Origin of the sequence: Actinoalloteichus spitiensis RMV-1378 (assembly GCF_000239155.1) — a bacterium.
In the GTDB taxonomy this organism is placed as follows: Bacteria; Actinomycetota; Actinomycetes; order Mycobacteriales; family Pseudonocardiaceae; genus Actinoalloteichus_B; species Actinoalloteichus_B spitiensis.
Genome location: NZ_AGVX02000799.1, coordinates 1 through 1453, shown reverse-complemented (window position 1 = coordinate 1453; position 1453 = coordinate 1). Strand labels below are relative to the sequence as shown.

Annotated in this window: 2 protein-coding genes; both read right to left on the bottom strand. The window is 75.2% G+C overall.

Annotated features, from left to right (window positions below; all coding sequences use genetic code 11):
* The coding region (locus tag ACTIDRAF_RS0225390) for an FAD-dependent oxidoreductase (protein WP_016701458.1) at nt 1-820 on the bottom strand (820 nt) is incomplete at its 3' end.
* Nucleotides 821-906: 86 nt separating this feature from the next.
* The gene (locus ACTIDRAF_RS0225385; protein ID WP_016701457.1) at nt 907-1206 is read right to left on the bottom strand and encodes a DUF6343 family protein; all 300 of its coding nucleotides are present in this window, start codon (nt 1204-1206) and stop codon (nt 907-909) included.
* Between the last annotated feature and the right edge of the window lie 247 nt (nt 1207-1453).

Sequence of the window (1453 nt, the reverse complement as noted above, 5' to 3'; positions counted from 1 at the left end):
GGGCCCGCCGTCCCGTCGCCACGAGCAGCTGGTCGGCGGCGACCTCACGACCGTCGGAAAGGTGCAGGAGGATCCCTCCCCCGCTCCCGCTGACCCGCTCCAACTCCGTTCCCAACAGCAGTTCGACCCCCGAGGAGCGCAGCCCCTCCGCCACCAGGTCCCCAGCGAAGGGCTCGAAGCGGTGCAGCACCCGCTCCCCCTTGACCACCATCACGACCTGCGAGCCCAGGGAGGCGAAGGCCTGCGCCAACTCCGTGCCGGCCACCCCTCCGCCCAGCACCGCGAGGCGGTTGGGCACGGTGCGCGCACTCGTCGCGTCGCGCGTGGTCCACGTGGGAACGTCCGCCAAGCCCGGGACGGGAGGGGTGACCGGCTGGCTCCCGGTGCACAGGATGACCGCGTGCCGCGCCACCACCTCGCGTCGGTCCTCGCCGGAGACGACCTCCAGCCTCCGCTCACCCACCAGGCGGGCCCGGCCGCGCAGGACCGTGAGCCCGGCGCCCTCCGCCCACTCGACCTGCCCCCGGTCGTCCCAGTGGGAGGTGAAGGAATCCCGGTTGGCCAGGACCTCGGCCACGTTCAGGCCCGCCCCGGCGGCCGCACGCGCCCCGGGGACGCGACGGGCGGCGGCCAGCGCCTGCCCTGGTCGGAGCAACGCCTTGCTGGGCATGCACGCCCAGTAGGAGCACTCCCCGCCGAGCAGCTCCGCCTCCACGATGGCGGAGCGAAGACCACCGGCCGCCGCGCGGGCGGCGGCGTTCTCGCCGACCGCCCCGCCGCCGACGACCACCACGTCGAACTCGTCCCTGCCCGCTGCCATGCCCGACACCTCATTCCCTCGACCGCCCGGCGTTCCGCGCTCACCCCCGTCGTCACCCGCCCGGCCCCGCACGGCCGGCGCCGGCGTCAGCCCGGTTCGCCACGCCGTTTGCGGTGCAGGACCCAGCCGAAGTCGACGATCGCGACGACCGCCAGCACGACGAGGACGACACCGAAGGCCACGAACCCGTTGAGCAGGAGCAGCACACCGACGACGCCGCAGAAGAGCACGCCGAACCCGGCCAGCCACAGCCGGAGGGTCAACGCGCTGCGGGCGGGCGCCGCCCCGCCGAACCCGCCGGTCGGATCGTGGTAGTCGTACAACCCGCGCTCGTAGTCCTCCCGCGTCCGGCGCTTCCTCGACCCGTCGTCATCCCGGTGTGTCATGGTCCTCGGCTACCCGCGCGCACGGCGGTCGATACCTCCCCGGACTCGTGGTTCCGGGCGCGTGCCCGAGCGGCCGCGCCGGTAGCGGCGCAACCCTTTCGGGGTGCCCGGGTGTGTTCTCGGGCGTCCGGCGGCCAGCCGGCGAGTCCGCCGGGCACGGACGGCGGCGGAGCGTCCGCTCCTGGTTCCCGGGGCTCACCTGTCCGGGGAGCGGGGGGCGCTGTCGGCGGGGCCACGGGGGGAGGCC